General features: G+C 62.3%; 1 pseudogene. It reads left to right on the top strand.

Annotation, left to right across the window (positions count from 1 at the left end):
• Positions 1-228: pseudogene (locus KVS71_RS19780) on the top strand (oxidoreductase); the annotation flags it as partial.

Below are 228 nucleotides of genomic sequence, written 5' to 3'. Positions count from 1 at the left end.
CAGTTTCTCTGCGGAGAGCGTAACCACTCTGGGACGGCTCTCCGGGCTTGTCGCAGCGAACCTGTTGCTCTATCAGGTGTTGTTGATGGCAAAGGTTCCGCTGTTCGAGCGGGGGTTTGGGCGTGAGGGGATCACGCGGTTTCATCGACAGGGCGGCTTCTGGTCGTTCTGGTTGGTGGGTCTGCACATCCTGCTGCTGGGCATCGGGCACGCTGCGGCGGCGGGAGA

The organism is Microbacterium sp. GbtcB4 (genome assembly GCF_019091465.1).
GTDB classification, from domain to species: domain Bacteria; phylum Actinomycetota; class Actinomycetes; order Actinomycetales; family Microbacteriaceae; genus Microbacterium; species Microbacterium paraoxydans.
Note: the sequence above shows the minus strand (reverse complement) of the source record. Positions and strands in the feature narration are given on the sequence as shown.